Source organism: Bacteroides sp. MSK.20.82 (assembly GCF_019052485.1).
In the GTDB taxonomy this organism is placed as follows: domain Bacteria; phylum Bacteroidota; class Bacteroidia; order Bacteroidales; family Bacteroidaceae; genus Bacteroides; species Bacteroides thetaiotaomicron.
This window is the reverse complement of the sequence record NZ_JAHQUN010000163.1, coordinates 1-303: the sequence shown is the minus strand read 5'-3', so window position 1 is coordinate 303 and position 303 is coordinate 1. Positions and strand designations below refer to the sequence as shown.

At 32.0% G+C, this 303-nt stretch carries 1 pseudogene; it reads left to right on the top strand.

Features of this window, described 5'->3' with window-relative positions:
- Nucleotides 1–94 precede the first annotated feature (94 nt).
- Nucleotides 95–303 (top strand): annotated as a pseudogene (locus tag KTR07_RS28295) (site-specific integrase); the annotation flags it as partial.

Genomic DNA, 303 nt, shown 5'->3' with positions numbered 1-303 from the left:
TATTAGTGAATGTTCCTTTAGTAATCAATGAGTTAGTAAATCCAACTCAAAATTAATATTCACTTCTATTCGTTTCATTATAAAACAGAACATTATGTCACTTAAATATTCAAGCACAACCGCAGACTATCTTGTTTGGTCTGATGCAATGAACCTCATAAGGAAGTTAGCCAAAGACGAGAATTATAAAATCTCACTCCTTATTAGTTTGGGATGCTTCACAGGATTAAGAATATCTGATATTCTATCTCTAAGATGGAAGCAGATATTAGGTACTGACGAGTTTACAGTAATTGAGAAGAA